The organism is Streptosporangium sp. NPDC050855 (assembly GCF_044456585.1).
In the GTDB taxonomy this organism is placed as follows: Bacteria; Actinomycetota; Actinomycetes; order Streptosporangiales; family Streptosporangiaceae; genus Streptosporangium; species Streptosporangium longisporum.
This window is the reverse complement of the sequence record NZ_JBITFY010000063.1, coordinates 1-1,482: the sequence shown is the minus strand read 5'-3', so window position 1 is coordinate 1,482 and position 1,482 is coordinate 1. Positions and strand designations below refer to the sequence as shown.

At 71.5% G+C, this 1,482-nt stretch carries 2 protein-coding genes; both read left to right on the top strand.

Annotation, left to right across the window (positions count from 1 at the left end; genetic code table 11):
* Nucleotides 1–630 (top strand): phosphopantetheine-binding protein (locus ACIBCT_RS40500; protein WP_399197367.1); only part of this gene is annotated, 630 nt, incomplete at its 5' end.
* Nucleotides 631–634: 4 nt separating this feature from the next.
* On the top strand, nt 635–1,482 hold an 848-nt coding region (locus ACIBCT_RS40495), incomplete at its 3' end, for a beta-ketoacyl synthase N-terminal-like domain-containing protein (RefSeq protein WP_399197366.1).

Here is a 1,482-nt window from a genome sequence, read left to right as displayed (position 1 = left end):
GATGCGGCCGGGTTGCGGGCCCGCGCCGAGGCCGGGGACCTGCCGCCGATGCTGCGCGGCCTCGTCCGCACCCCCCGCCGCACCGCGGGAACCGGGAGCGCCACCGGCGTGGCCGAGCTGATGACCCGTCTCGCCACCCTCACCAGGGACGAGGCGATCCGGTTGCTCACCGAGAGGGTCCGCGTTCACGTCGCCGCCGTCCTCGCCCACGGCAGCCCCGACCAGGTCAGCGTGGACCGCGCCTTCAACCAGCTCGGCTTCGACTCCCTGACCGCCGTCGAACTGCGCAACCGCCTCAACACCGACACCGGGCTCCGCCTGCCGCCCACCGTCGTCTTCGACCACCCCACGATCAGCTCGCTCGCCGAGTTCCTCTTCAGCACGCTCGCACCGGCGCCGCCCTCCCCCGAGGAGATGCTGCGCGGCGCCCTCGAACGCGTGGGATCCATGCTCACCAGCGCCAACGGCGACGGGGAGGCCGTCCGCAGCAAGCTCGTCGCCGTGCTGCAGAGCGGCCTGGCCAGATTCGGCGCGGCACCGGACGGCACGGACCGTCCCGACACGGTGGTGGGAAAGATCGACTCCGCTTCCGACGAGGAGATCTTCGCCCTCATCGACAACGAACTCTGACGACATGAACGCGACCGGAAAGGCCCGACCGATGGGAACCGAGGACAAGCTCCGCGCCTACCTCAAGCGTGCGACCGTCGAGCTGGCGGAGACCCGCAGGCAACTCGCCGACGAGGAGGGTCGCCGGCACGAGCCGGTGGCGATCGTCGGGATGGCCTGCCGTTTCCCGGGTGGGGTGACCGGTCCGGAGGAGTTGTGGGATCTGGTGGCCTCCGGGGGGGACGCGATCAGTGGGTTCCCGGTCGATCGCGGGTGGGATCTGGAGGGGTTGTACGACCCCGACCCCGAGACGCCGGGTACGTCGTACGTGCGTCATGGCGGGTTCGTGCACGATGCGGGGGAGTTCGACGCGGCGTTCTTCGGGATGAGCCCGCGCAGCGCGCTGGCGACCGATCCGCAGCACCGGTTGTTCCTGGAGTCGTGCTGGGAGGCGCTGGAGCGGGCCGGCATCGACCCGGGCACCCTGCGCGGCAGCCGCACCGGCGTCTACGCCGGATGCATGTACGAGCACTACTCCACCCGCTTCCTGGAACTCGCCCCCGGCTCCGTCGAGGGCACCCTCTTCACCTCCAGCGCCTCCAGCGTGCTGTCCGGCCGCGTCTCCTACACCCTCGGCCTCGAGGGACCCAGCATGACCGTCGACACGGCCTGCTCCTCCTCCCTGGTCGCCATGCACCTGGCCGTGCAGGCGCTCCGGCGCGGGGAGTGCTCGCTCGCCCTCACCGGAGGAGTGACCGTCATGGCCTCACCGGTGCCGTTCGTGGAGTTCTCGCGGCAGCGGGCGTTGTCGGCGGACGGGCGGTGCAAGTCGTTCTCGGCGTCGGCCGACGGTGCGGCGTGGGCCGAGGGGGT